Raw genomic sequence first — 22802 nt, 5'->3', positions numbered from 1 at the left:
ATGAGCGACACGCCGAAGGACGGCCCCGGGCGCAACGCCGGCAAGGGCGGCAATGGCGGCGGGCGCTTTCGCGCCGCGCAGCCGGCCGACGCGGCACCCGCCGCCACGCCGAGGCCCGAGGTGCCGCCGGCCGAGGACGTGACGGCCGAGCACATCCCGGCCACGCCCGCCGCGGCGCCCAAGGCCGAGGCGATGCCCAGCCGCGAGATCCCGGCCGGACCCACGCCCCCCCGCAGCCAAGCGGCGCCCGCCGCCAGCACAGACTCAGCGCATGACCGCCGGCTGCGGATCGGCGTGCCCGTGGTGGCCGGCGCCGCCGTCGTGGTGCTGGTCGCCGCCGGGCTGGTGTACGCCGGCCGCCCGTCCGGCCCGCCGGTGGATGCCGCACAGGTCGCCGCGCTGAACACCCGCCTGGAGCGGCTGGAACAGGCCGGCGGCGCCCTGCCGCCGCAGTTGCAGCGGCTGGACCAGCGGCTGGGCGGGGTCGAGGCGGCGCAGAACAACGCCGTGAAGCCCGACGCCGTGCAGGCCCTGCAGCAGGAGCTGAGCAAGCAGCAGGCCGCCCAGGCCGGCGTGCAGCAGCGCGTCGAGGCCCGCATCGGCGAGGCCGAGCAGGCCCTGTCCCAGCGCATCACCGGCGCCGAGGCGCAGCTGGCCCAGCGCGTCGCGGCGTCCGAGGCGGCGCTGGCCCCCAAGCTGGCGGCCATCGACTCCGCGCAGCAGCAGCGGCTGGACGGGCTGCGCGACAGCCTGCAGCAGCGCATGGATGCCGCCGTGCAGGCGCAGCGCGACCGCGCGGATGCCGCCATCAAGGCCATGCAGGACGCCGCCGCCCAGCAGCAAAGCAAGGACGACGCGCGGCTGGCCGCGCTGGAAAGCCGCGAGCAGCGGCTCAACGCCGCCGAGCAGCGGCTGAACCGGCTGGTGGCCTCCACCGCTGTGACCACCGCGCTGGAAGCCGGCCGGCCGCTGGGCGCCTCGCTGGCCGGGCTGCCGGGCACGGTGCCGCCGGCCCTGGCCGCCTATGCCACGGCGGCACCGCCGACCGCCGCGCAGCTCCGCCTGTCCTTTGACGAGGCGGCCCGTGCCGCCCGCGCGGCGTCCGAGCCGCAGACCGGCGGGCAGGGCGTGCTGGAAGCCGCCGCCACGCGGCTGTCCAACCTCGTCACCGTGCGCCGGGGCGACCAGACCGTGTGGGGCGACAGTGCCAGCGGCGCGTTGGAAGGCGCCCGACAGGCGCTGGACGCCGGCGACCTGGCCGGCGCCGTGCAGAAGGTCGAGGCCCTGCCGCCCAGCGCGCGCGGGCCGATGGAGGAGTGGCTGAAGCAGGCGCGCGGGCTGGTTGCCGCCCGCGCCGCGCTGGCCGAGCTGATCGCGCCGCGAGGGCAGGGCTGATGCTGCGCGCGCTCAAGCTTCTTCTTCTTTGCGTTGTCGTTGTCGGCATCGCCTGGGCGCTGATGCGCCTGGGCGGCACGGTGGAGGTGCGCTTCGGCGACACCTTCATCGGCCTGGATTTGCCGGTGATGCTGCTGACGCTGCTGGTGCTGTTCGTGGTGCTGCACGGGTTGCTGACCGCCTGGCGCGCCCTGCGCCGGCTGCCCGCCCGCCTGCGCGCCAAGCGCGAGGCGAAGGACCGCGACAAGGGCGAGGCCGCGCTGACCCGCGCCCTGGTGGCGCTGGCCGCCGGCACCGCCGACACGGCGCGGCTGGAAGTGCGCAACGCCCGCAAGCTGCTGGGCGACCGCCCGCAGGTGCTGCTGCTGGCCGCCGAGGCCGAGCGCATCGCGGGCAGCGAGGAAGGCGCGGCGGAAGCCTTCCGCGCCCTGGCCGCGCGCGACGATGCCCGGTTCCTGGGCCTGCGCGGGCTGCTGCGGCAGGCCATCCAGAAGCAGGACTGGCCCGAGGCGCAGCGACTGGCGCGCGAGGCCGAGGCCGCCCAGCCCGGCGCCGCCTGGCTGCGCGAGGAGCGTGCCGCGCTGGCGCTGCGCACCCAGGACTGGCGCGAGGCGCTGTCGCTGGCCGCCCCCGGCGCCAGCCGGGCGCAGCTGGCGCTGGCCGCCGCGGAGCAGGAGCCGGACGCGGCCCAGGCCGCCGAGCTGGAAAAGCAAGCCTTCGCGGCCGACCACGGCTTCGCCCCCGCCGCCCTGGCGCATGCCGCCCGGCTGCAGGCGGCCGGTGCCGACCGCAAGGCGCGCGCGGTGCTGGAGCAGGCCTGGGCGGCGGCCCCCAACCCCGACCTGGCCGACGCCTACCTGGCGCGCGAGGCCGAGCCGCTGGAGCGCGTCAAGCTGGCCGAGACGCTGGTGCAGGGCAACCGCGCTGATCCGGAAAGCCGGCTGCTGCTGGCGCGCACCGCCCTGGCCGGCTCGCTGACCGGCCGGGCGCGGGCGGAGCTGGAGTCGCTGGTCAACGACGGCACCGCCGACGCCCGCGCCTATCTGCTGCTGGTGGAGCTGGAGCAGGTGGAGCACGGCGACAGCCCCGTGGCCCGCACGGCCGAGGCCCGCTGGCTGCGTGCCGCGACGGCGGCCCCGTCCGAGCCGCGCTGGCGCTGTGGCCATTGCGGCAAGGTGCATGCGCGCTGGGTGCCGGTGTGCGACGGCTGCGGCACCGCCGGCACGGTGACTTGGCAGCGCGGCCCGGGCCGCATCCTGACCACCGCCTGAGCGGCACCGGTTGCGCGGCGGAAACGGGGGGCCTTCGGGCCCCCTTTTTTGTGTCAGCCGCGCAGCGGATGCGCCAGCAGCAGTCCGGCGCGGCGCAGTTCCGCCCCCAGCAGCACGGCGCGGGCCAGCGCCGCCTGCGCATCGGCGGCCGGCAGCAGGCGCAGAAACGCGGCCAATGCTTCGCGCCGCGGGCCGCGCTGCGCCAGCGCGCAGGCCAGCAGCAGCGCCGGCTCCTGCCCCGCCAGGCGCGGCGCGGCGGGACCGCTGATCACGAAGCGCCGCGCGCCGGCCGCCCGCAGCATGGCATCCAGCGGTGCCGCGGCGCCCGCCGCGTCGGCGGTGACCAGCGGCCAGCGGGCAGCCGGCCGGGGTGGCTCGCCCCGGTCCGCCGCCTGCTCCCAGCGGCGCATGGCATCCAGCAGCAACGCCTCGGCGGCGGGCAGCTCCTCGGTTTCGGCATCGGTCCAGGGCCAGGTGGGCAGGCCGTGAGTCGCCATGGCAGCATTCTCCCCGGGATGGCGGGCAGGTCCAGGCTGACGCTTCTGCGAATGGCTCGCAAGTCAATCCTCGCGCCGGGTCATCCCAGAAAGGCGTCGCCATGCGGGTGTTGCAGGAACTGCGCCTTTTGCTCTTCCGACACGCCGATCAGCATCACCACGTCGATGCGGTCCAGCGTGTGCTGCGCCAGCAGGTCCACCCAGAACTTCAGGCCGCCCGCCTCCGGCTCGCGTTCCAGCGCGCTGCGGTAGATGGAGGCGACGTATTCGGCATCGGTTTCCCCGGCATGGCGGGCCTGGAATTCCGCGCTGTTGGCGATGCCCTCCACCATGCCCCGCATGTCCAGTTCGCCGCTGGCGAGCTTTGCTGTCCAGAACGCCATCCCGGTGGGGTCCGGGGCGCGATCGAACACCGCGTCATAGGCCATGGCCACCTGGGTCGCCTCGGCGTCCCGCACCCAGACGCCATGTGGATGCAGGACCTCGAAGCGCTGGGCGGCCTCGGGGCTGGCCACGAAATTGGCGAACAACTGCGCACGGCTGAGCCCGTGCTGCAGCGCATCCAGCTGAAAGGCCATGCCCTGCGCGTCGGGCGCGCGACCGAGCGCCTCGCGGTACAGGTTCAGCACCAGCGCCTCGTTGCTCAGCCCGCCGAAGCGGCTGGTGAATTCCGGGCTGTTGAGGAAGCCCTGTGCCATCTGGGTCAGGCTGAGCCCGTGCTGCGTGTGCTCGTGCCAGAACACCAGCCCCTCGCTGTCCGGCTCGCGCCCCAGCACCGTGGCGTAAAGGCGGACGATCTCGGCCGCGTGCGACTGTCCGGCGAACTCGATGGCGCCGTTGGCGAAGGCGATGCGCGCCACGGGACCGATCCAAACGCTGTCGCCCCCAGGCATGACGATCTGCGTGGCATGGTTGTCATTCGTACTGATGCGCTCGGCTTCCCACACAAAGCGGAGGGTGCTGGCAATGGCTGCTGACTCCTGCGTGAAGCCGAGATGCGACTCGCCGACGTGCAAAGGAACCGGTGGCGTTGGCGCAGGCGGCGGCGGTGGCACGGGTGGTGGCGGCGCAGGTGGCGGGGGTGCCGGCGGCGGTGGCACGGGTGATGGCGGCGCGGGTGGCGGTGGCGCGGGTGGTGGTGGCACGGGTGATGGCGGCGCGGGTGGCGGTGGCGCGGGCGGCGGGGGTACCGGCGGCGGTGGCGCGGGTGGCGGTGGCGCGGGTGGTGGTGGCACGGGTGATGGCGGCGCGGGTGGCGGTGGCGCGGGCGGCGGGGGTACCGGCGGCGGTGGCGCGGGTGGCGGTGGCATGGGTGATGGCGGCGCGGGTGGCGGTGGCGCGGGTGGTGGTGGCACGGGTGATGGCGGCGCGGGTGGCGGTGGCGCGGGCGGCGGGGGTACCGGCGGCGGTGGCACGGGTGGTGGCGGTGCAGGCGGCGGTGGCACGGGTAGTGGCGGCGCAGGCGGCGGGGGTGCCGGCGGCGGGGGTACCGGCGGCGGTGGCACGGGTGGTGGCGGTGCAGGCGGCGGTGGCACGGGTAGTGGCGGCGCAGGCGGCGGGGGTGCCGGCGGCGGTGGCGCGGGTGGCGGTGACACGGGTGGTGGCGGTGACACGGGTGGTGGCGGCGCAGGCGGCGGGGGTGCCGGCGGCGGTGGCACGGGTGGTGGTGGCGCAGGCGGCGGCGGTACCGGCGGCGGGGGTGCCGGCGGCGGTGGCGCAGGCGGCGGGGGTACCGGCGGCGGTGGCACGGGTGGTGGCGGCACGGGTGGTGGTGGCGCAGGCGGCGGCGGTGGCGCGGGTGGCGGTGGCGCAGGCGGCGGAAGTTCCGGCGGCGGCGGCGGCGGCGGCGGGGGTGCTGGCGGCGGTGCCACGGGCGGGGGCGCGGGTGTGTCGTCCTCCGTCGTCACATTGAGGATCTTGATGTTGACGCTGAACGCTGCGCTTTGCCGCCCGTCGCTGACCTCCACCAGCACGGCGCGCGTGGTGCCGCCTTCGCGCAGCAGATCCACGCCGTCGCGCAGCTTCAGCGTGCGGCCCACGATCTCGAACCACGCCGAATCCGGCCACACCACGCTGTAGGTCAGCGCGCTGGCGGCGCTGTCCGGGTCGCTGGCCTGCAAGGCACCGATCTCGGCGCCGGCATCGGTTTCCAGCACCGTGCCGCCGCTGCTGAACACCAGCTTCTGGGGCGGCGTATCGTCCACCCCCTGTAGCCTTACGGACCAGCTTTGGCCGGTGTCGAGCCAGCCGTCGGCGAAGCGCACCGCCAGCCCGAATTGCAGCAGCGGGTCGGCGCCGGCGGCGAAGGCTTCCCGGTCCAGCGCCATGGCCGGCGTGATCACCACCACGCCGCGTGCCGTGTCGAGCCGCGCGGCGAAGCGGCTGGCGGCATCGCCGGTCAGCGCCACGTCCAGCGCGCCGGCGGCATCGGACAGCAGCAGCTCGGCCTGCCAGTCCCCCGGCCGGCCATTCTCCAGGATGCTGTCGGGCACCGTGCCGGTCGCCAGCGGGTTGGCCATCGCCGCGCCCCTTCCCTTTGCGCTGGCGGGGGAGGTGGGGCCGGAATGGTGAACAAAGCCTGGAAGTCTGTGCCTCAGCGGGCGCCCTGCGGCGGGGTCAACCGAATCTTCACGGTTTCCCCGCCATGATGCCGCTTCATCACCGGAGCCGCCCGCCCATGTCGTTGCGCCTGCGCATCACCGCCGCCCTGGTTCTTCTGCTGCTGGGGCTCGCCGGGCTGGCGGGCATGGCGGAGCAGCGGCTTGGCGCCGCGCGGCAGGCGGTGTCGCGGCTGGGGGGCGAAAGCCTGCCGGCCATGGCCCGGCTCGCCACCCTGGCGGACACCGCGGCGCGGCACCACGCGGCCCTGGCGGCCGTGCCGCCCCGCCCGGAGGACGCGGCGCGCCTCGCCGCCGCCGGCACCGCCCTGCTGGAACAGGCACCCGCCCCCTGGCAGCAGGCCTGGGCCGCCTACCTCGCCGCCGCGCCCCGGCAGCCGGCCGAGGCGCTGGCGGAACTGCTCGGGGCGCAGGCGCGCATGCGGGATGCGGTCCTGGCCGCCGCCGCTCCCGGCATCGCCGCCGCCCAAGCCACGCCCCTGGTTCTGCTGGGGGGCGCGCTGGTGCTCGCCGCCCTGCTGCTGGGCGCCGGGCTGGCCCTGGCGGCGCAGCTGCGCCGGCCGGTGGTGCAGCTGACAGCCGCGTTGCAGCGCATGGCCGGCGGCGAAGCCGGGGTGGCCCTGCCGGCGCGGCAGCGGCCCGACGAGATCGGCGCCCTGGCGCGGGCGATGGACAGCTACCAGACCCGCATGGAGGCCCGCCCGCCGGCCCCGGCCGAACAACCGGCCGACCCGGCCCGGGCGCAGCGGCTGGACGCGCTGGTGTCCGGCTTCGGCGACGACGCGGCCGTGTTGCTGGACGGGCTGCGCCATGCGGCGGACCGGCTGGGCGGCACCGCCGGCCAGATGCGCGGCGCGGCCGAGGACGGGCGGCGGCTGAGCGGCACGCTGGCCGCGGCGTCCGAGGGCGCGGCCGGCAACGCCCAGGCGGCGGCCGTGGCGACCGAGCAGCTCGGCGCTTCCATCAACGAGATCACCCGGCAGGTGGGCCGCGCCACCGAGGTGTCGCGCCGCGCCGTGGCGGAAACCGAGCGCACCGACCGCACGGTGCGCGACTTGGCCGAGACCGCCGGCAAGATCGGCGAGGTGGTGCGGCTGATCGCCGACATCGCCGGGCAAACCAACCTGCTGGCCCTGAACGCGACGATCGAGGCGGCCCGCGCCGGCGAGGCCGGCAAGGGCTTCGCCGTGGTCGCCAGCGAGGTGAAGTCGCTGGCCAGCCAGACCGCACGGGCGACCGAGGAGATCGGCCAGCAGGTGGGCGCCATCCAGGGCGCCACCGGGCTGGCGGTGGAAGCCATCCGCTCCATCGGCATGGTGGTGGCCGAGATCGACCAGGCCGCCGCCGCCATCGCCGCGGCGGTGGACCAGCAGGGCAGCGCCACGCAGGAGATCGCTCGCAACATCGCCGGCGCTGCCGAGGCCGCCGCCGCCGTGTCGCGCGAAACGGCGGCGGTGCGGGACGCGGCCGCCGGCAGCGGCGAGGCCGCGCAATCCGCGTCCGACGCCGCCCTGCTGGTCAGGGACCAGGCCAACGGGCTGCGCGCGGGCGTGGACCGCTTTCTGGGGCTGGCGCGCGCCGTCTAGCGGCGCTGGGCGACCACCACGCCGTCGCGTTCCAGCGCCGCGATCTGCTCGGGCGTGAAGCCGTGGCGGGCCAGGACCTCGGCGCCGTGCTGGTTGAAGCGCGGCGGCGGTGCGCGGGTGCCGCCCGGGGTGCGGGACAGCTTGATGGGCGTGCCCAGCGCGCGGAAGCCATCCAGCTCCGTCACCATCTCGCGGTGCGCGGTGTGCGGCTCGGCCAGGGCCTCGTCCACCGCCAGCACCGGGCCGGCGGGCAGGCCGATGGCCAGCAGCCGGTCGCAGAAGGCGTGGCCGTCCACCGCCGCCAGCTTGTCCTCGATGATGGCGGTCAGCGCCGCGCGGTTGGTCACGCGGTCGCCGTTGCTGCGAAAGCGCGGGTCGTCCGGCAGCTCCGGCAGTTCCAGAAAGGCGCAGAGCTTGCGAAAGGCCGGGTCGTTGCCGCAGGCCACGAAGATCTGCCCCGTCGCGGTGCGGAAGGCCGAATAGGGCGAGATGTTGGGGTGCGGGTTGCCCGTGGGCTGCGGCCGCTTGCCGTTGAGCAGGAAGTTGGCGGCATGCGGGTGCAGCAGCGCCATGCCGCAGTCGTGCAGCGTCATGTCCAGGAACTGCCCCTGGCCGGAGCGCGCCCGCTCCTGCAACGCCATCAGGATGCCGATCACGGAATACAGGCCGGTGGCGAGGTCGACGATCGGCGTCGCCATGCGGGTCGGGCCGCTGTCCGGCGTGCCGTTGATCGACATCAGCCCGACCATGGCCTGGATGATGGCGTCATAGCCCGGCAGCCCGCCGCGTGGCCCGTCGGCGCCGAAGCCCGACACCCGGCAATGCACCAGCCCGGGAAAGCGGTGGCGCAGCACGGCCTCGTAGCCCAGGCCCCACTTCTCCATGGCGCCGGGCTTGTAGTTCTCGATCAGGACGTCGGCGTCTTCCAGCAGGCGCAACAGCACGTCGCGCCCGGCCTGCTGGCCGAGGTCCAGCGCCAGCGACTGCTTGTTGCGGTTGACGCCGATGAAGTAGCTGGCGTCGCCGCGCTCGCCCTCCGGGCCGGGCTGGAAGGGCGGGCCCCATTCGCGCACCTCGTCGCCCTGCGGCGGCTCGATCTTGATGACCTCGGCGCCGTGGTCGGCCAGGATCATGGTGCCATAGGGGCCGCCCAGCACGCGGGTCAGGTCCACCACCTTCAGGCCGGCCAGCGCCCCGGGCGAGCGGGCCAGGCCCTGCCCGGCGGGGCCCTGTCCGGTGGGGGCGGCGGGCGGCAACGGTGTATCGGGCATCTTGGGTCCTCCTGCCCGCCAGCATAGAGCGATCCGGCGGGCAGGGGACAGGTGGGGGCGCTCAGTCGGCCGCCGCGGCGTCCTGCGCCGGCGCGTCGCCCAGCGCCGGGTAGTCGGTGTAGCCGGTGGCCGCGCCGCCGTAGAAGCTGGCGCGGTCGTAGCGGTTCATCGCCGCGTTGCGCCGCAGCCGCTCCGGCAGGTCGGGGTTGGCGATGAACAGCCGGCCAAAGGCGATGGCGTCGGCGCGGTGTTCCGCGATCGCCGCCGCCGCCGTGTCGCGCACGTAGCCGCCGGCCGAGATCACCTTGCCGCCGAAGGCCGCGCGCACGCGCAGCGCCGCGTCCGGCGCGGAGCCGTCGATGGCGTTGGTGTCGCTGGTCTGGTCGGCGCGCGGCTCCACCACGTGCAGGTAGGCCAGGCCCCGCTGGCCCAGCACCTGCCCCACATGGTCGAACAAGGCGCCCGGGTCGCTGTCCGACATGCCGTTGAAGTGGCCCCAGGGGGACAGGCGCACGCCCACGCGGTCGGCGCTCCAGGCACCCGCCACGGCGTCGACCACCTCCACCAGCAGTCGGGCGCGGTTGGGGATGGCACCGCCATAGGCATCGCTGCGGTGGTTCACGCCGTCCTGCAGGAACTGGTCCAGCAGGTAGCCGTTGGCGCCATGGATCTCCACGCCGTCGAAGCCCGCCTCGCGGGCGTTGCGCGCGGCCTGGGCGAAGCTGGCGACGATGCCCGGGATCTCCTCCAGCTCCAGCGCGCGCGGCGTTTCGAAATCGACCGCCTGGCCGTTGGTGTCCACGTGCCGCATGCCGGACACCGGCACGGCGGAGGGTGCCACGGGCAGCGCGCCGCCCGGCTGCATGGAGGAATGCGAGACGCGCCCGCCATGCCACAGCTGCACCACGATTACCCCGCCCTTGGCGTGCACGGCGTCCGTGATGCGGCGCCAGCCGGCGATCTGCGCGGCGGAATAGATGCCGGGGGCGCCGGGATAGGCGCGGGCCTGTTCGGAAATGTCGGTGGCTTCCGTGACGATCAGGCCGCCGTCGCTGGCGCGCTGGCCATAATACTCGGCGTTCAGCGCCTGCGGCACGTCGCCGGGGCGGGTGGCGCGCAGGCGGGTCAGCGGCGCCATCACCACGCGGTGCTTGAGGGCCAGGGCGCCCAGTGCCACGGGCGTGAACAGGAGATCGGTATCGGGCATGGTGGAAGGGTCCAGGAAAATTCGGTTGGCGGTGATGTGGGGCGCCGTGCTGCGCCGCACCAGGGTTGCTGGCGGGATGGCGGCCATGCGGGCGGAGTGGCCGTCGGTGCCCGGCTGGCCTATGCCGGCGGCATGAAGCACGAGCCGCCGATCCTGCAGGGACCCCGCCTGCGCCTGCGCCCCTGGCAGCCGGGGGATGCCGCCCCCCTGGCCGCGCTGAACGCCGACCCGGCGGTGATGCGGCATTTCCCGCAGCCGCTGGACCGCGCGGAGTCGGACGGCTTCCTGGCGCGGATGGAGGCGCATTTCGCCGCGCATGGCTTCGGCTTCTGGGCCGTGGAGCGGCACGCGGCGCCGGGCCTCATCGGGCTGTGTGGCTTGGCGCGGATTCCGTGGCAGGCGCGCTTCACACCGGCGGTGGAGATCGGCTGGCGCTTCGCCACCGCCCACCAGGGCCAGGGCTATGCCGAGGAAGCCGCGCGCATCGCGCTGGCGCATGGCTTCGGGCCGCTGGACCTGCCGGAGATCGTGGCCTTCACCCTGGCCGCGAACACCCGTTCCTGGGGACTGATGCGGAAGCTGGGCATGGCGGAGGACGGGTCGTTCGCGCATCCCCGCCTGCCGGACGGGCACCCCATGCAACAGCAGGTGCTGTACCGGCTGACGCGGCGGGATTGGATCGCCGCGCGGTTCGGCTAGCCCCGGCCGCGGGCCCGCCTGGGCGCGTCAGCCCAGCACGCCGGCCAGCAGCTCCGCCGTCCGCCCGTTGGCGATGGTCGCGGCGCGGCCGTCCCAGGAATGGCCGCCCATGCGCGCAAAGGCATGGTCCACGCCCGGGTAGACATGCGCGGCAACGCCGGGCCTGCCGTCCAGGCCGGCCAGGATGGCTTCGCGCGCCGTGGCGGACACGAACTGGTCGCGCTCGGCGATGTGCAGCAGCAGCGGCGCGCGGATGCCGCCGGCCTCGTCCAGCAGGCCGTCCAGCCCGACGCCGTAATAGGACACGTTGACATCGGAATCCGAGCGCGTGGCCATCAGAAAGGACAGCCGCCCGCCCAGGCAGAAGCCCATGGTGCCGGCGCGGCCATTGCCGCCGGGCAGGGTGCGGGCGGTGTCCAGCGTGGCCTTGAGGTCCTCGATCCCCTTGTCCTGGTCGAAGCGTTGCATCAGCGCGAAGGCCTGCTGCATCTCCCCCTGCGTGGCGTCCGTGAGCTGGATGCCGGGCTCGATGCGCCAGAACAGGTCGGGGCAGATGGCGACGAAGCCCATGTCCGCCACCCAGTCGGACAAGGCGCGCATGGCGTGGTTGACGCCGAAGATCTCCTGGATGAGCACCACGGCGCCCACCATGGCTTGGCGCGGCATGGCGACATAGGCGCTGAAGCTGCCGCTGCCGTCGGTGGCGGGAATGGTGATCTCGGGCATGCGGCATGGTCCTGCGGTGGTGGGGCAGGATAGGCGAAAGCGGCGCGGCCGCCAGAAGTTTGCAACCGCGGCATGCCGGTCTATGTCGGAAGCGACCCTCAGGAGGCCGACCGATGCCCGTGACCCGTCCCGAATTCCGCGATGCCATGGCCCGCCTGGGTGCCGCCGTGAACGTCATCACCAGCCGGGGCCCCGGCGGTCTGGCCGGGCTGACGGCCAGCGCCGTGTGCAGCGTGACGGACGACCCGGCCACCATCCTGGTCTGCATCAACCGCACCAGCGACAACAACGCCATCATCAAGGCCAACGGCGTGGTGTGCATCAACGTGCTGGCGGCGGGGCAGCAGGACGTGTCCAACGTTTTCGCCGGCGCCACCAAGTGTTCGGTGGCCGAGCGGTTCGAAACCGGCACCTGGGACACCATGGAAACCGGCTGCCCGACGCTGCAGGGCGCCGCCGTGGTGATGGATTGCCGGGTGGACGAGGTGCTGGAAAAGGGCACCCACAGCGTGTTCTTCGCGCAGGTCGCGGCCCTGCGGCTGACCGGCCCCAGCTCGGCGCTGATGTACTGGGGCCGCGGCTACCACCCGTTGGGCGAAACCGCGGCCTGAACCGCCGGCTCAGGCGGGGGCGACGCCGTCCACCGGCTTGGGCACGGCCAGCTGCTTCTCGGCCGGGGGCGTCGCCGGCTCGCAGCCCGGCACGATCACCTGGCGCACCAGCGGATAGATCTCGCTGGCCCAGCGGCGGCCGTTGAACACGCCGTAATGCCCGACATCGGCCTGCAGGTGGTGGTGCTTCATCGCCGCCGGCAGGTTGCTGCACAGCGTCGCCGCCGCTTCCGTCTGGCCGACCGAGCAGATGTCGTCGCGCCCGGCTTCCACCGTCAGCAGCCGCGTGCCGGTGATGGCCTCGGGGCGCACGGGGCGGCCGCGATAGGTCATCCGGCCCAGCGCCAGATCGTGGTCCTGGAACACCTGCTGCACCGTTTCCAGGTAGAATTCGGCCGGCAGGTCCATCACCGCCAGGTATTCGTCGTAGAACTTGCGGTGCGCCTCGGCCCGCACGGAATCGCCGCCGACGATGTTGCGGTAATAGTCGCCGAAGGCGCGGCTGTGCCGCTCCACGTTCATGGAGATAAAGGCGCTGAGCTGGGCGATGCCGGGGTAGACCTTGCGGCCCGCGCCCGCGAAGCGCCAGGGCACGGCGTCCACCAGGTTCCGCTCGAACCAGTCGATCTCATGCTCCATCGCCAGCCGGTTCACCTCGGTCGGATTGATGCGGGTGTCGATCGGGCCGGCCATCAGGGTCATGCTGGCCGGCGTGGCCGGGTCGCGGTCCTCGGCCATCACGGCCACGGCGGCCAGCACGGGAATGGCGGGCTGGCACACCGCCAACACGTGGCTGTCCGGGCCGAGCACATGCTGGAACTGGATGACGTGGTCGATGAACTCGTCCATGCCGAAGCGGCCGGCGGCGGGGGCGATGTCGCGCGCATTGGCCCAGTCGGTGATGTAGACGTCGTTTTCCGGCAGCAGCACCTGCACCGTGCCGCGCAGCAGGGTGGCGAAGTGGCCGGACATCGGGGCGACCACCAGCAGCTTGGGCTGGGCGACCGCCACGTCCTTCTTGAAGTGCAGCAGGTTGCCGAAGGGGGTGGAGGCGACGACCTCCTCTTCCACCGCGACCTCGGCGTTGCCGACCTGCACGGTGGTGAAGCCGAAGGGCGGGCGCTTGTGGGTCAGGCCGGTGCTGGCCAGCAACTCCAGCGAGGCGCGCCACTGCCGCACCCCGAAGCTTTCCGGGCCGCCGTTGTCGAACTGCCGCAGCACGCCGCCCATGCCCTGGGCTGCGGCACGGATCGGCGCCATGAAGTCGGCCTGGTTCTGGTAGAGCTGGTAGTACATCGGTGCCGGAGCCTTCCTGAACGGTGCGTGCCGCCTGTGGTATCCGGGGACGCCCGGCGGGCATCCTCGTTTTGGCCGCTTCCTGCCGCCCGGCCGGGAAGGTATCGGACAGCTAACCTTCCCGCGAGCTAATCCTGCGCTGCAACACGTGACCGAGGTGTAAATGGTTGCGACCGTGTCCCGGTTGCCGCGTGTCAGGCGGCGGGCAGGATTGCTTCGCCCGCGCACCAACCGCTGGCCCAGGCCCATTGGAAATTGTAGCCACCGAGCCAGCCGGTGACGTCCACCGCCTCCCCCACCACAAAAAGGCCAAGCACCGATCGGGCCTGCAGCGTATCGGGGTGCAATACGGCCGTATCGACGCCGCCCAGCATGACCTCGGCCTTGGCGTAGCCTTCCGTGCCGGATGGGGCGAGGGGCAGGGCGCGCAGCTTCTCGCCCGCGGCGCGCAGGGCACGGTCGGGCTGGTTGGCCATTTCCGTGCCGGTGAACCATGCGCCGCCCAGCGCCTGGGCCAGGCGCTGCGGCAGGAATTCGCCCAGCACGGTGCGCGGCTCGGCCCGGGGGCGGGACTGCTTGCGCGCCAGCAGCAGCGCCACCGGGTCCTGCCCCGGCAGCAGGTCCAGCGAAAAGGCCTGCCCCGGCTGCCAGTAGGAAGACACCTGCAGGATGGCCGGGCCGGACAGGCCGCGGTGGGTGAACAGCACCGCTTCCGGGAACCGCGGCGTTTTGCCGAAGCGGGCCACCGCCGGCAGCGACAGCCCGGACAGGGGGCGCATCAGCTCCAGCATCTCGCCTTCAAAGGTCAGGGGCACCAGCCCGGGGCGCGGCTCCACCACCGGCAGCCCGAAGCGGCGGGCAAGGTCCAGCGAAAAGCCGGTGGCGCCCATCTTGGGGATGGACAGCCCGCCGGTGGCCAGCACCAGCGCCGGCGCCTCGGTTTCGCGGCCATTGGCCACCACGCGGAAGCGGCCGGGCTTGCTGACCTCCGTCACGCGCACGCCGGTGCGGATGGTGACGCCTGCCGCCTGGCATTCCGCCAGCAGCATGGCGACGATGTCGCGCGCCGAATTGTCGCAGAACAGCTGCCCCAGCGTCTTTTCGTGCCAGGGAATGCGGTGCTTCTCGACCAGCGCCAGAAAGTCGCTGGGCTTGTAGCGGTGGAGCGCGGCGCGGGCGAAGCGCGGGTTGGCGGACAGAAAGCGGTCCGCCGCCGTGCCGGTGTTGGTGAAGTTGCACCGCCCGCCGCCCGAGATCAGGATCTTGGAGCCGACCTGCGGCGCGTGGTCTACCACCACTACCCGGCGGCCGCGCCGGCCGGCCGCGATGGCGGCCATCAGCCCGGCCGCACCGGCACCCAGGATGATCGCGTCAACGTGTTCCATGATGCTGCGGGCGCTCCGGGCGGCGTGGTCCCGGCGCCGGCCAAAACGCCGAGGCCAGGCTGCGCGGAAAAGGCTGCGGTGAAGTTTTCGGGCGGATCAACGGCCTGCGGTCCGATGCCGCGAAACCACCTCAAGCCAGGGGGTCTAGCGGCCACGCGAGTGCGCCGCAAGGTCGACTCGCGTCAACCGCGAACTCCTCGTTATCCCCAGCTTTAATCATACATATAGTCAGGAAACCGGTCGCGCCGACTAGATGTTGGGCCTATGACGGGGCCAACGCATTGCGAATCACCTGGATCGATTCGCAACTTCGGTGCGCCTCAGCACCGAAACTCATTTCCGAGGGGCCTCATGCCAGACACCCACCACGCCGCCCGGCCGGTCGCCGCCGATGCCCTGCTGATCCTGCGCCGCGATGGCCGCCCGGCTGCATTCGATCCCGGCAAGATCAACCGCGCGTTGAGCAAGGCCTTCCTGGCCGTGGAGGGCGCCTCGGCCGCCGTGTCGCACCGCATCCACGAGGTGACGGCGGAGCTGACGGAGCAGGTGGTGGCGGCGCTGACCCGCCACGGCACCCAGACGCTGCACATCGAGGACATCCAGGACCAAGTGGAGCTGGCGCTGATGCGCGGCGGCCACCACAAGGTGGCCCGCGCCTATGTGCTTTACCGCGAGCAGCGGGCGCAGGAGCGCGCCGCCGCCGCCGTGGTCGCCGCCCCCGCCGCCGCCGCGCCGCGCTGGCAGGTGAAGGGCGCCGACGGCACGCTGCGCCCGCTGGACGAGGCGGCGCTGGCCGCCCTGGTGGCCGAAAGCTGCGCCGGCCTGCCCGATGTCTCGCCCGAGCCGGTGCTGGCCGAAACGCGCCGCAACATCTACGACGGCATCAGCGAGGACGAGCTGGCGCAGGCGCCGATCCTGGCCGCCCGCACGCTGATCGAGCAGGAGCCGAACTATTCCACCGTCAGCGCCCGCCTGTTGCTGGCCGTGGCGCGGCGCGAGGCGACCGGCTTCGTCACCGGCCTGCCGGTGCGCTCGCAGGCCGAGATGGCCGAGGCCTACCCGGACTACTTCACGCAATACGTGGCGCGCGGCATCGAGGTCGGGCTGCTGAACCCGGTGCTGGCGCAGTTCGACCTGGGGCGCCTGGGCGCCAGCCTGAAGCCGGAACGCGACCTGCAGTTCCAGTACCTCGGCTTCCAAACGCTGTACGACCGCTACCTCCTGCAGACCAAGGGCGTGCGGTTCGAGATGCCGCAGGCCTTCTTCATGCGCGTCGCCATGGGGCTGGCGCTCAACGAGATCGACCGCGAGGCGCGGGCGATCGAGTTCTACGACCTGATCTCCTCTTTCGACTTCATGTGCTCGACGCCGACGCTGTTCAACAGCGGCACGCGGCATTCGCAGCTCTCCTCCTGCTTCCTGACCAGCGTGCCGGATGACCTCGATGGCATCTTCGGCTCCATCAAGGACAACGCGCTGCTCGCCAAGTATTCCGGCGGCATCGGCAACAGCTGGACGCGGGTGCGCGGCCTCGGCGCGCATATCCGCGGCACCAACGGCGCGTCGCAGGGCGTGGTGCCCTTTCTGAAGGTGACCAACGACACCGCCATCGCGGTGAACCAGGGCGGCAAGCGCAAGGGCGCGGTCTGCGCCTATCTGGAAAGCTGGCACATCGACGTCGAGGAGTTCCTCGACCTGCGCAAGAACACCGGCGACGACCGCCGCCGCACGCACGACATGAACACGGCCAACTGGGTGCCGGACCTGTTCATGCAGCGCGTCGAGCAGGACGGCGAGTGGACGCTGTTCTCCCCGGACGAGACGCCGGACCTGCACGACCTTTACGGCATCCCGTTCCGCGAGGCCTATGAGCGCTACGAGGCGAAGGCCAAGCGCGGCGAGATGAACGTGCACAAGACCATCCGCGCGGTGGACCTGTGGCGCCGCATGCTGACCATGCTGTTCGAGACCGGGCATCCCTGGATGACCTTCAAGGACCCGTGCAACCTGCGCTCGCCGCAGCGGCATGCCGGCGTGGTGCATTCGTCCAACCTTTGCACCGAGATCACGCTGAACACCTCGGACACCGAGGTCGCGGTCTGCAACCTCGGCTCCATCAACATGGGCCAGCACATCGTCGACGGCGCGCTGGACCGGGCGCGGCTCCAGCGCACCATCCGCACCGCGATGCGGATGCTGGACAATGTCATCGACGTGAACTTCTACACCATCCCGCAGGCCCGCCGCTCCAACCTGCGGCACCGGCCGATCGGCATGGGGCTGATGGGCTTCCAGGACGCGCTGCACGCGCTGCGCCTGCCGCTGGCTTCCGAGGAAGCCGTGCGCTTCGCCGACGAGAGCATGGAGCTGGTCAGCTACCATGCCATCGAGGCCTCGGTGGAACTCGCTGCCGAGCGCGGCGCCTATGCCTCCTTCCCCGGCTCGCTGTGGAGCCAGGGCGTCTTGCCGGTGGACAGCATCAAGTACGTGTCCGAGGCGCGCGGCGAGGCGCTGGACCAGTCCGCCACGCTGGACTGGGAAGGGCTGCGCGAGCGGGTGAAGACCACCGGCATGCGCAACAGCAACACCATGGCCATCGCGCCGACCGCGACGATCTCCAACATCGTCGGCGCCACGCAGTCCATCGAGCCGACCTTCCGCAACCTCTACGTCAAGGCCAACATGTCCGGCGACTTCACGGTGGTGAACCCGGCCCTGGTGCGCGACCTGAAGGCGCGCGGGCTGTGGGACGCGGTGATGGTCAGCGACCTGAAGTACTACGACGGCAGCCTGGGCCCGATCGACCGCATCCCGGACGAGCTGAAGGCGCTCTACGCCACGGCCTTCGAGGTGGACCCTTCCTGGCTGATCGAGGCGGCCGCCCGCCGGCAGAAGTGGATCGACCAGGCGCAGTCGCTGAACCTGTATCTGGCCAATCCCAACGGCAAGAAGCTGGACCAGCTCTACCGCCTGGCCTGGAAGCGCGGGCTGAAGACCACCTACTACCTGCGCACCCAGGCGGCGACGCATGTGGAGAAGTCCACCATGACGCGCAGCGACGGCAAGCTGAACGCCGTGAAGCTGGAAGCGGCGCCGGCGCCCGTGCCCGCCGCCCCCGTGATGTCGGCGCCCAGCGCCAGCGCCAATGTCTGCCTGCTCGACGACCCGACCTGCGAAGCCTGCCAGTAAGGAACTGAGACCATGGACACGAACATTCTGAGCTGGGGCGGGGACGAGGCGGCAGGGGACAAGCCGGTGGCGGATGCCACCGGCCTGGGCGAGATCACCCAGGGCGCGGCGCGCGTCTCGGTCGACGACAAGGCGATGATCAACTGCCGCGCCGACGTCAACCAGCTCCTGCCCATGAAGTACACCTGGGCGTGGGAGAAGTACCTCGCCGGCTGCAACAACCACTGGATGCCGACCGAGGTCTCCATGCAGGCCGACATCGCGCTGTGGAAGTCGCGCGACGGTCTGACGGAGGAGGAGCGCCGCTCGGTCAAGCGCAACCTCGGCTTCTTCGCGACCAGCGAGAGCCTGGTCGCCAACAACATCGTGCTGGCCGTCTACCGCCACCTGACCAACCCGGAATGCCGCCAGTACCTGCTGCGCCAGGCCTTCGAGGAGGCGGTGCACACCCACACCTTCCAGTACATCGTGGAAAGCCTCGGCCTGGATGAGGGCGAGCTGTTCAACATGTACCGCGAGGTGCCTTCCATCACCGCCAAGGCGGCCTGGGCGCTGAAGTACACGCAGAACCTGTCCGACCCCGACTTCAAGACCGGCACGCCGGAGGCCGACCGCGCCTTTCTGCGCGACCTGATCGCCTTCTACGTCGTGTTCGAGGGGATGTGGTTCTACACCGGCTTCGCGCAGATCCTGTCGCTCGGCCGGCGCGGCCGCATGGTCGGCATCGCCGAGCAATACCAGTACATCCTGCGCGACGAGAGCATCCACCTGAACTTCGGCATCGACGTGATCAACCAGATCCGCGCCGAGAACCCGGGCCTGTGGACCGCCGAGTTCGCCGAGGAGGTGCGGGGCATGCTGAGCGAGGCCTGCGCGCTGGAGGTGGCCTATGGAAAGGACACCATGCCCAAGGGCTTCCTCGGCCTCAATGCCGTGCTGTGCGAGCAGTACATGCACGTGATCACCAACCGCCGCTGCGCCCAGCTCGGCCTCGCGCCGCTGTTCCCGGAAACGGAGAACCCGTTCCCCTGGATGTCCGAGGTGATGGACCTGAAGAAGGAAAAGAACTTCTTCGAGACGCGGGTGATCGAGTACCAGAATGGTGGCGCGCTGAGCTGGGACTAAGCCGCAGCCTGCGCCGCGACCGCCTTTGTGGTGATAGCAGGGCAAATCTCTTGAAGTTTGCATCACACTAGTTTTTCTTGCACTTCATGCTGCGTCGCCAAATCTCTGGCGGCGTGGCGCCTGTGATAGGCGCCGGCGCGAAGGATTCCGCATGAGCCTGGTGACCGGATGCCTGCAGGGACAGCTTGACCTTCGCGTGGCGGCCGCCGCCATTCTGGTGTGCCTGCTGTCGGGCTTCGCCAGCGCCATTCTGGCCGGCCCGGCGCGGATGCTCGGGCTGCGCCGCGCTTGCTTCTGGCTGGCCGTGGCGTCGCTCGGCCTCGGGGTCTGGTCCGCGCATTTCCTGGCCATGCTGGCTTATGAGACCTCCGTGCCCGTCGGCTTCGCCCCGGGGGTGACGCTGGGCTGCGCCGTGGTGTCCTGCGGCACGGCGGCGGCGGGGCTGCGGCTGCAGGTGGCGGCCCGCTCGGCGGCGCGGCGGGCGCTGGGCGGCGCGGTGGTGGGCGCGGGCTTCGCCGCCATGCATTACCTGGGCATGGCGGCGCTGCAGCTGCCCGGGCAGCTCATCTACCAGCCCGCGCTGGTGCTGGCCGCCTGCCTGTCCGCCATCGGGCTGACGGCGCTGTCCTTCGTGGTGCTGGGCGGGGCGCGCGGCAGGGCCGGGCGGCGGCGGACCCCGGCGGTGACCCTGGCGTCGCTGCTGCTGGCCGTGGCGATCGGCACGCTGCACCTGACCGGCATGGCCTCCGCGACGCTGTTGCCCGACTGGGCGGCGACCCTGCCGGATGCGCAGCAGTCGCGCCTGTGGCTGGCGGCGCTGGTGGCCGGCGTGTCCGTGGCGTTGCTCGGCGGCGTGCTGGCGGTGCTGTATGCCGCTCTGCGCATCCGGGCCCGCCTGATGGTGCGGAACACCGCGCTGCGCCGCTTCGCGGGGGCGGCGTTCGAGGCCATCGCGCTGTGCGACGCCCAGGGCCGGCTGACCGATGCCAACGCCGTGCTGGGCACGCTGCTGGGCCGGCCCCGCGCCGCGCTGCGCGGGCTGCCGCTGGGCACGCTGTTCCAGGACCGGGCCTTTGGCGACTGGCTGCCGGGCATGGCGGCCGGCGCCCAGGCGGTGGCGACGCTGGCCAGCGGCGTGCCCGTGGAGGTGCTGATCCGTCGCCACGGGGCGGGCGGCAGCAGCATCGTGATGCGTGACCTGCGGCAGCGGCGGGCGGCCGAGGATGCCATGCTGCTGAACGCGCGGCACGACCCGCTGACCGGCCTGCCGGACCGCGCGCTGCTGCAGCAGCGGCTGGCGGCGGAGCTGGAGGCGGCGCGCCGCGGCGGCGCCGGCTTCGCGCTGATGTGCCTGGACCTGGATCGCTTCAAGGCGGTGAACGACACGCACGGCCATGCCGCCGGCGACTGCGTGCTGCGCGAGGCTGCGCGCCGGCTGCGCGCCGGCACGCGGCAGCAGGACATGGTGGCCCGGCTGGGCGGCGACGAGTTCGTGGTGCTGCAGTCGGGCGGTGCCGGCGGGGCGATGGCGCTGGGCGAGCGGCTGGCCGGCCTGTTGTCCGAGCCCTACGACCTGGGCGACGGGCAGGTGGGCGACCTGTCGGCTTCCATCGGGCTGGTGCGCTGCCCGCAGGATGGCCTGGATGGCGAGGCGCTGCTGCGCCGCGCGGACGTGGCGCTGTACAGCGTCAAGCAGGCGGGGCGGAACGGTGTGGCGCGGTTCGAGCCCGCCATGGAGGACGGCATCCGCGACCGGCAAACGCTGGAGCACCAGCTGGCCGGGGCGGCGGCGCGCGGGGAGCTGGCGCTGCGCTGGCAGCCGCGGCGCCGCGTGGCGGACGACGCGCTGGTGGGCTTCGAGGCGCTGCCGCATTGGCACCGGCCCGGCCATGGCGAGCTGCCGCTGCGCGAGGTCGCCGGGGCCGAGGACAGCGGCGGTGCCATGCTGGCGGCCGGGGAATGGGCGTTGCGCGCGGCCTGCGCGGAGGCCGCCGGCTGGCCGCGGCCGCTGCGCGTCGGCCTGGGCATCACCGCCCGGCAGGTGCGGCAGCCCGGCTTCGTGGCGCTGGTGGCGGCGGTTCTGGCGGACAGCGGACTGGAGCCGGCCCGGCTGGAGCTCGCGGTGCATGAGAGCCTGCTGCTGCATCAGGACCACGCGGCGCAGGCGGTGCTGCGCGCGCTGCGGGCGCTGGGCGTGCGCCTGGCGATGGAGGGGTTCGGCGCCGGCTATGGCTCGCTCGCCTCGCTGCGGGCCTTTCGCTTTGACCGTGTCCGGGTGGACCCCAGCGTGGTGCGCGACCTGCCGCAGGACGCCGCCACCCAGGCGGTGATGCGCGCCGTGGTGGCGCTGGGGGATGGCATGGCGGTGCCGGTGGCGGCCGACGGCGTGGAAAAGCCGGAGCAGCGCCGCCTGCTGTGGGCCAGCGGCTGCCATGAATACCAGGGCGGCCTGTGCGGCGCGCCGCTGCCGGCCGCGACCGCCCGGCTGATGCTGTGCGACGAGGCTTTGTTGCCCGCCGCGGATTAAACCCCGGACAGCTTGCATTCCCGCTGCCCAAGGCTGCAACCGGCGCAGGGCAGCCCCGTTCGGAGCGGTGCCCTCATCTGGAACCGCCCACATGGCCGCCAGCCAACCCGGGGATGCCGCCGCCGCGCGCACCCCTTCGCGTCGTGCCTTGCTTGGCCTGGACGGGCTGAACTTCTTTCTCGCCGACGTGCGCGACGGGCTGGGGCCTTACCTGGCCATCTACCTGATCGCGGTGCGGGGCCCGGAGCATGGCTGGAACGAGGCCACCACCGGGCTGGTGATGACCATCGCCGGCATCGCCGGGCTGCTGGCGCAGACGCCGGCCGGCGCGCTGATCGACCGGTCGCGCCACAAGCGGGCCATCGTCATCGCCGGGGCCCTGGCGGTCACGCTGACCTGCCTGATGCTGCCCTTCATCGAGAACTTCTATGCCGTGGCGGCAACGCAGTCGCTGGCGGGCATCGCCGGCGCCATCTTTCCGCCGGCGCTGGCGGCCATCACGCTGGGCGTGGTGGGGCCCAAGGCGTTTTCCCGCCGCATCGGCCGCAACGAGGCCTTCAACCACGCGGGCAACGCCACCTCGGCCGCCATCGCCGCCGGCACCGCCACGCTGTTCGGGCCGATCGTCGTGTTCTGGATCATGGCGGTGCTGGCGGTGCTCAGCATCGGCGCCATGCTGGCCGTGCCGGCCAAGGCGATCGACGACGACGTGGCGCGCGGCCTGGCCGCCGACAAGACGCCCGAGAACAAGGCGGACGACGAACAGCCATCGGGCCTCGGCGCGCTGCTGAGGTCGCGACCGCTGATGATCTTCGCGGGGCTGATGGCGGCCTTTCACCTGTCCAATGCCGCGATGCTGCCCACCGTCGGGCAGTTGCTGACGCGGGTGGTGGGCAAGGACTACGCCACCTCGCTGATCGCCATCTGCATCGTGGCGGCGCAGCTGGTGATGGTGCCGGTGGCCATCGTGGTCGGCCGCAAGGCGGACCAGTGGGGGCGCAAGCCGATCTTCCTGGCGGCTTTCGGCGTGCTGGCGCTGCGCGGGCTGCTGTTCAGCCTGACGGACAACCCCTACGCGCTGGTGGCGGTGCAATGCCTCGACGGCGTCGGCGCCGGCATCTTCGGCGCGCTGTTCCCGGTGGTGGTGGCGGACCTGACGCGCGGCACCGGGCGGTTCAACGTGTCGCAGGGCGCCATCGCCACCATGCAGGGGGTGGGGGCGGCGGTCAGCACCACGCTGGCCGGCGTGATCATCGTCTCGGGCGGCTACAGCCTGGCCTTCCTGGTTCTGGGCAGCATCGCGGCGGCGGGCTTCGTGGTGTACCTGCTGGCCATGCCGGAAACCCTGGACAGCCGCGCCGCCCCGGCCGGCCCGGCGGCGGTGCCGGCGGAGTGATTC

19 protein-coding genes are annotated in these 22802 nt (G+C 72.7%); 12 read left to right on the top strand and 7 right to left on the bottom strand.

Annotated elements, in window-relative coordinates; translation table 11 throughout:
- Window positions 1–1395 (top strand): hypothetical protein, encoded by a 1395-nt coding sequence (locus IAI59_RS16210; RefSeq protein WP_207415062.1) that lies wholly within the window; start codon window positions 1–3, stop codon window positions 1393–1395.
- On the top strand, window positions 1395–2666 hold the full coding sequence (locus IAI59_RS16205; protein WP_207415063.1) for a heme biosynthesis HemY N-terminal domain-containing protein: 1272 nt from the start codon (window positions 1395–1397) through the stop codon (window positions 2664–2666). The genes IAI59_RS16210 and IAI59_RS16205 overlap by 1 nt, the downstream gene beginning before the upstream one ends.
- Window positions 2667–2719: 53 nt before the next feature.
- Here the strand turns inward: IAI59_RS16205 and IAI59_RS16200 are convergent, their stop codons facing one another.
- Window positions 2720–3163: a hypothetical protein gene (locus IAI59_RS16200; RefSeq protein WP_207415064.1), complete on the bottom strand. Its 444-nt coding sequence runs from the start codon at window positions 3161–3163 to the stop codon at window positions 2720–2722.
- Between the two features lie 80 nt (window positions 3164–3243).
- On the bottom strand, window positions 3244–4179 hold the full coding sequence (locus IAI59_RS16195) for a DUF4214 domain-containing protein (protein ID WP_207415065.1): 936 nt from the start codon (window positions 4177–4179) through the stop codon (window positions 3244–3246).
- An 8-nt stretch (window positions 4180–4187) separates the two neighbouring features.
- On the opposite strand from IAI59_RS16195, the gene IAI59_RS16190 reads away from it, so the two are divergent.
- From IAI59_RS16190 to IAI59_RS16175, 4 genes are all read left to right on the top strand, one after another.
- Window positions 4188–5075 (top strand): hypothetical protein, encoded by an 888-nt coding sequence (locus IAI59_RS16190; RefSeq protein WP_207443813.1) that lies wholly within the window; start codon window positions 4188–4190, stop codon window positions 5073–5075.
- 8 nt (window positions 5076–5083) lie between these two features.
- Window positions 5084–5242 carry a hypothetical protein gene (locus IAI59_RS16185; protein ID WP_207415067.1) on the top strand — a complete coding sequence of 53 codons (159 nt, stop codon included), beginning with the start codon at window positions 5084–5086 and terminating at the stop codon, window positions 5240–5242.
- 246 nt (window positions 5243–5488) lie between these two features.
- Window positions 5489–5734, top strand: a complete 246-nt coding sequence (locus tag IAI59_RS16180; RefSeq protein WP_207415068.1) for a hypothetical protein — start codon at window positions 5489–5491, stop codon at window positions 5732–5734.
- Window positions 5735–5840: 106 nt separating this feature from the next.
- Window positions 5841–7367 carry a methyl-accepting chemotaxis protein gene (locus tag IAI59_RS16175; RefSeq protein ID WP_207415069.1) on the top strand — a complete coding sequence of 509 codons (1527 nt, stop codon included), beginning with the start codon at window positions 5841–5843 and terminating at the stop codon, window positions 7365–7367.
- Here the strand turns inward: IAI59_RS16175 and IAI59_RS16170 are convergent.
- Window positions 7364–8638 carry a CaiB/BaiF CoA transferase family protein gene (locus IAI59_RS16170; protein WP_207415070.1) on the bottom strand — a complete coding sequence of 425 codons (1275 nt, stop codon included), beginning with the start codon at window positions 8636–8638 and terminating at the stop codon, window positions 7364–7366. The two genes, IAI59_RS16175 and IAI59_RS16170, sit on opposite strands and share 4 nt — an antisense overlap.
- A 61-nt stretch (window positions 8639–8699) precedes the next feature.
- Window positions 8700–9845, bottom strand: coding sequence for an alkene reductase (locus tag IAI59_RS16165; RefSeq protein ID WP_207415503.1), 1146 nt, complete (start codon window positions 9843–9845; stop codon window positions 8700–8702).
- Window positions 9846–9941: 96 nt separating this feature from the next.
- Here IAI59_RS16165 and IAI59_RS16160 point away from each other — a divergent pair, with 96 nt between their 5' ends.
- Window positions 9942–10544 (top strand): GNAT family N-acetyltransferase, encoded by a 603-nt coding sequence (locus IAI59_RS16160; RefSeq protein ID WP_237181148.1) that lies wholly within the window; start codon window positions 9942–9944, stop codon window positions 10542–10544.
- Window positions 10545–10571: 27 nt separating this feature from the next.
- Here IAI59_RS16160 and IAI59_RS16155 read toward each other — a convergent pair whose 3' ends face one another.
- Window positions 10572–11270 carry a dienelactone hydrolase family protein gene (locus tag IAI59_RS16155; protein ID WP_207415071.1) on the bottom strand — a complete coding sequence of 233 codons (699 nt, stop codon included), beginning with the start codon at window positions 11268–11270 and terminating at the stop codon, window positions 10572–10574.
- A 113-nt stretch (window positions 11271–11383) separates the two neighbouring features.
- Here IAI59_RS16155 and IAI59_RS16150 point away from each other — a divergent pair, with 113 nt between their 5' ends.
- Entirely contained in the window at window positions 11384–11881 is a 498-nt protein-coding gene (locus IAI59_RS16150) for a flavin reductase (protein WP_207415072.1), read from the top strand.
- 9 nt (window positions 11882–11890) lie between these two features.
- On the opposite strand, the gene IAI59_RS16145 is transcribed toward IAI59_RS16150, so the two are convergent.
- Together IAI59_RS16145 and IAI59_RS16140 are read right to left on the bottom strand one after the other, a co-directional pair.
- Window positions 11891–13177: a polyhydroxyalkanoate depolymerase gene (locus IAI59_RS16145; protein ID WP_207415073.1), complete on the bottom strand. Its 1287-nt coding sequence runs from the start codon at window positions 13175–13177 to the stop codon at window positions 11891–11893.
- Window positions 13178–13371: 194 nt separating this feature from the next.
- A complete protein-coding gene (locus tag IAI59_RS16140; protein WP_207415074.1) occupies window positions 13372–14562 on the bottom strand; it encodes a BaiN/RdsA family NAD(P)/FAD-dependent oxidoreductase in 1191 nt (396 codons plus the stop codon).
- A 351-nt stretch (window positions 14563–14913) separates the two neighbouring features.
- Between IAI59_RS16140 and IAI59_RS16135 the strand changes: the two genes are divergently transcribed.
- From IAI59_RS16135 to IAI59_RS16120, 4 genes are all read left to right on the top strand, one after another.
- A complete protein-coding gene (locus tag IAI59_RS16135) occupies window positions 14914–17751 on the top strand; it encodes a ribonucleoside-diphosphate reductase subunit alpha (RefSeq protein ID WP_207415075.1) in 2838 nt (945 codons plus the stop codon).
- A gap of 12 nt (window positions 17752–17763) precedes the next feature.
- Window positions 17764–18876, top strand: a complete 1113-nt coding sequence (locus IAI59_RS16130; protein WP_207415076.1) for a ribonucleotide-diphosphate reductase subunit beta — start codon at window positions 17764–17766, stop codon at window positions 18874–18876.
- A gap of 151 nt (window positions 18877–19027) precedes the next feature.
- A complete protein-coding gene (locus IAI59_RS16125; protein ID WP_207415077.1) occupies window positions 19028–21403 on the top strand; it encodes a bifunctional diguanylate cyclase/phosphodiesterase in 2376 nt (791 codons plus the stop codon).
- A 91-nt stretch (window positions 21404–21494) separates the two neighbouring features.
- Window positions 21495–22799 carry an MFS transporter gene (locus IAI59_RS16120; protein WP_207415078.1) on the top strand — a complete coding sequence of 435 codons (1305 nt, stop codon included), beginning with the start codon at window positions 21495–21497 and terminating at the stop codon, window positions 22797–22799.
- Window positions 22800–22802: the final 3 nt, after the last annotated feature.

The sequence above is a fragment of the Roseomonas haemaphysalidis genome (assembly GCF_017355405.1).
Classification (GTDB): Bacteria; Pseudomonadota; Alphaproteobacteria; order Acetobacterales; family Acetobacteraceae; genus Pseudoroseomonas; species Pseudoroseomonas haemaphysalidis.
Note: the sequence above shows the minus strand (reverse complement) of the source record. Positions and strands in the feature narration are given on the sequence as shown.

Bases quoted from the DNA above. Each gene is read 5' to 3' on its own strand.
- IAI59_RS16210 (WP_207415062.1), top strand. From the start codon at position 1: ATGAGCGACACGCCGAAGGACGGCCCCGGGCGCAACGCCGGCAAGGGC.
- IAI59_RS16205 (WP_207415063.1), top strand. From the start codon at position 1,395: ATGCTGCGCGCGCTCAAGCTTCTTCTTCTTTGCGTTGTCGTTGTCGGC.
- IAI59_RS16200 (WP_207415064.1), bottom strand. From the start codon at position 3,163: ATGGCGACTCACGGCCTGCCCACCTGGCCCTGGACCGATGCCGAAACC.
- IAI59_RS16185 (WP_207415067.1), top strand. From the start codon at position 5,084: ATGTTGACGCTGAACGCTGCGCTTTGCCGCCCGTCGCTGACCTCCACC.
- IAI59_RS16180 (WP_207415068.1), top strand. From the start codon at position 5,489: ATGGCCGGCGTGATCACCACCACGCCGCGTGCCGTGTCGAGCCGCGCG.
- IAI59_RS16175 (WP_207415069.1), top strand. From the start codon at position 5,841: ATGTCGTTGCGCCTGCGCATCACCGCCGCCCTGGTTCTTCTGCTGCTG.
- IAI59_RS16170 (WP_207415070.1), bottom strand. From the start codon at position 8,638: ATGCCCGATACACCGTTGCCGCCCGCCGCCCCCACCGGACAGGGCCCC.
- IAI59_RS16165 (WP_207415503.1), bottom strand. From the start codon at position 9,845: ATGCCCGATACCGATCTCCTGTTCACGCCCGTGGCACTGGGCGCCCTG.
- IAI59_RS16155 (WP_207415071.1), bottom strand. From the start codon at position 11,270: ATGCCCGAGATCACCATTCCCGCCACCGACGGCAGCGGCAGCTTCAGC.
- IAI59_RS16150 (WP_207415072.1), top strand. From the start codon at position 11,384: ATGCCCGTGACCCGTCCCGAATTCCGCGATGCCATGGCCCGCCTGGGT.
- IAI59_RS16145 (WP_207415073.1), bottom strand. From the start codon at position 13,177: ATGTACTACCAGCTCTACCAGAACCAGGCCGACTTCATGGCGCCGATC.
- IAI59_RS16140 (WP_207415074.1), bottom strand. From the start codon at position 14,562: ATGGAACACGTTGACGCGATCATCCTGGGTGCCGGTGCGGCCGGGCTG.
- IAI59_RS16135 (WP_207415075.1), top strand. From the start codon at position 14,914: ATGCCAGACACCCACCACGCCGCCCGGCCGGTCGCCGCCGATGCCCTG.
- IAI59_RS16130 (WP_207415076.1), top strand. From the start codon at position 17,764: ATGGACACGAACATTCTGAGCTGGGGCGGGGACGAGGCGGCAGGGGAC.
- IAI59_RS16125 (WP_207415077.1), top strand. From the start codon at position 19,028: ATGAGCCTGGTGACCGGATGCCTGCAGGGACAGCTTGACCTTCGCGTG.
- IAI59_RS16120 (WP_207415078.1), top strand. From the start codon at position 21,495: ATGGCCGCCAGCCAACCCGGGGATGCCGCCGCCGCGCGCACCCCTTCG.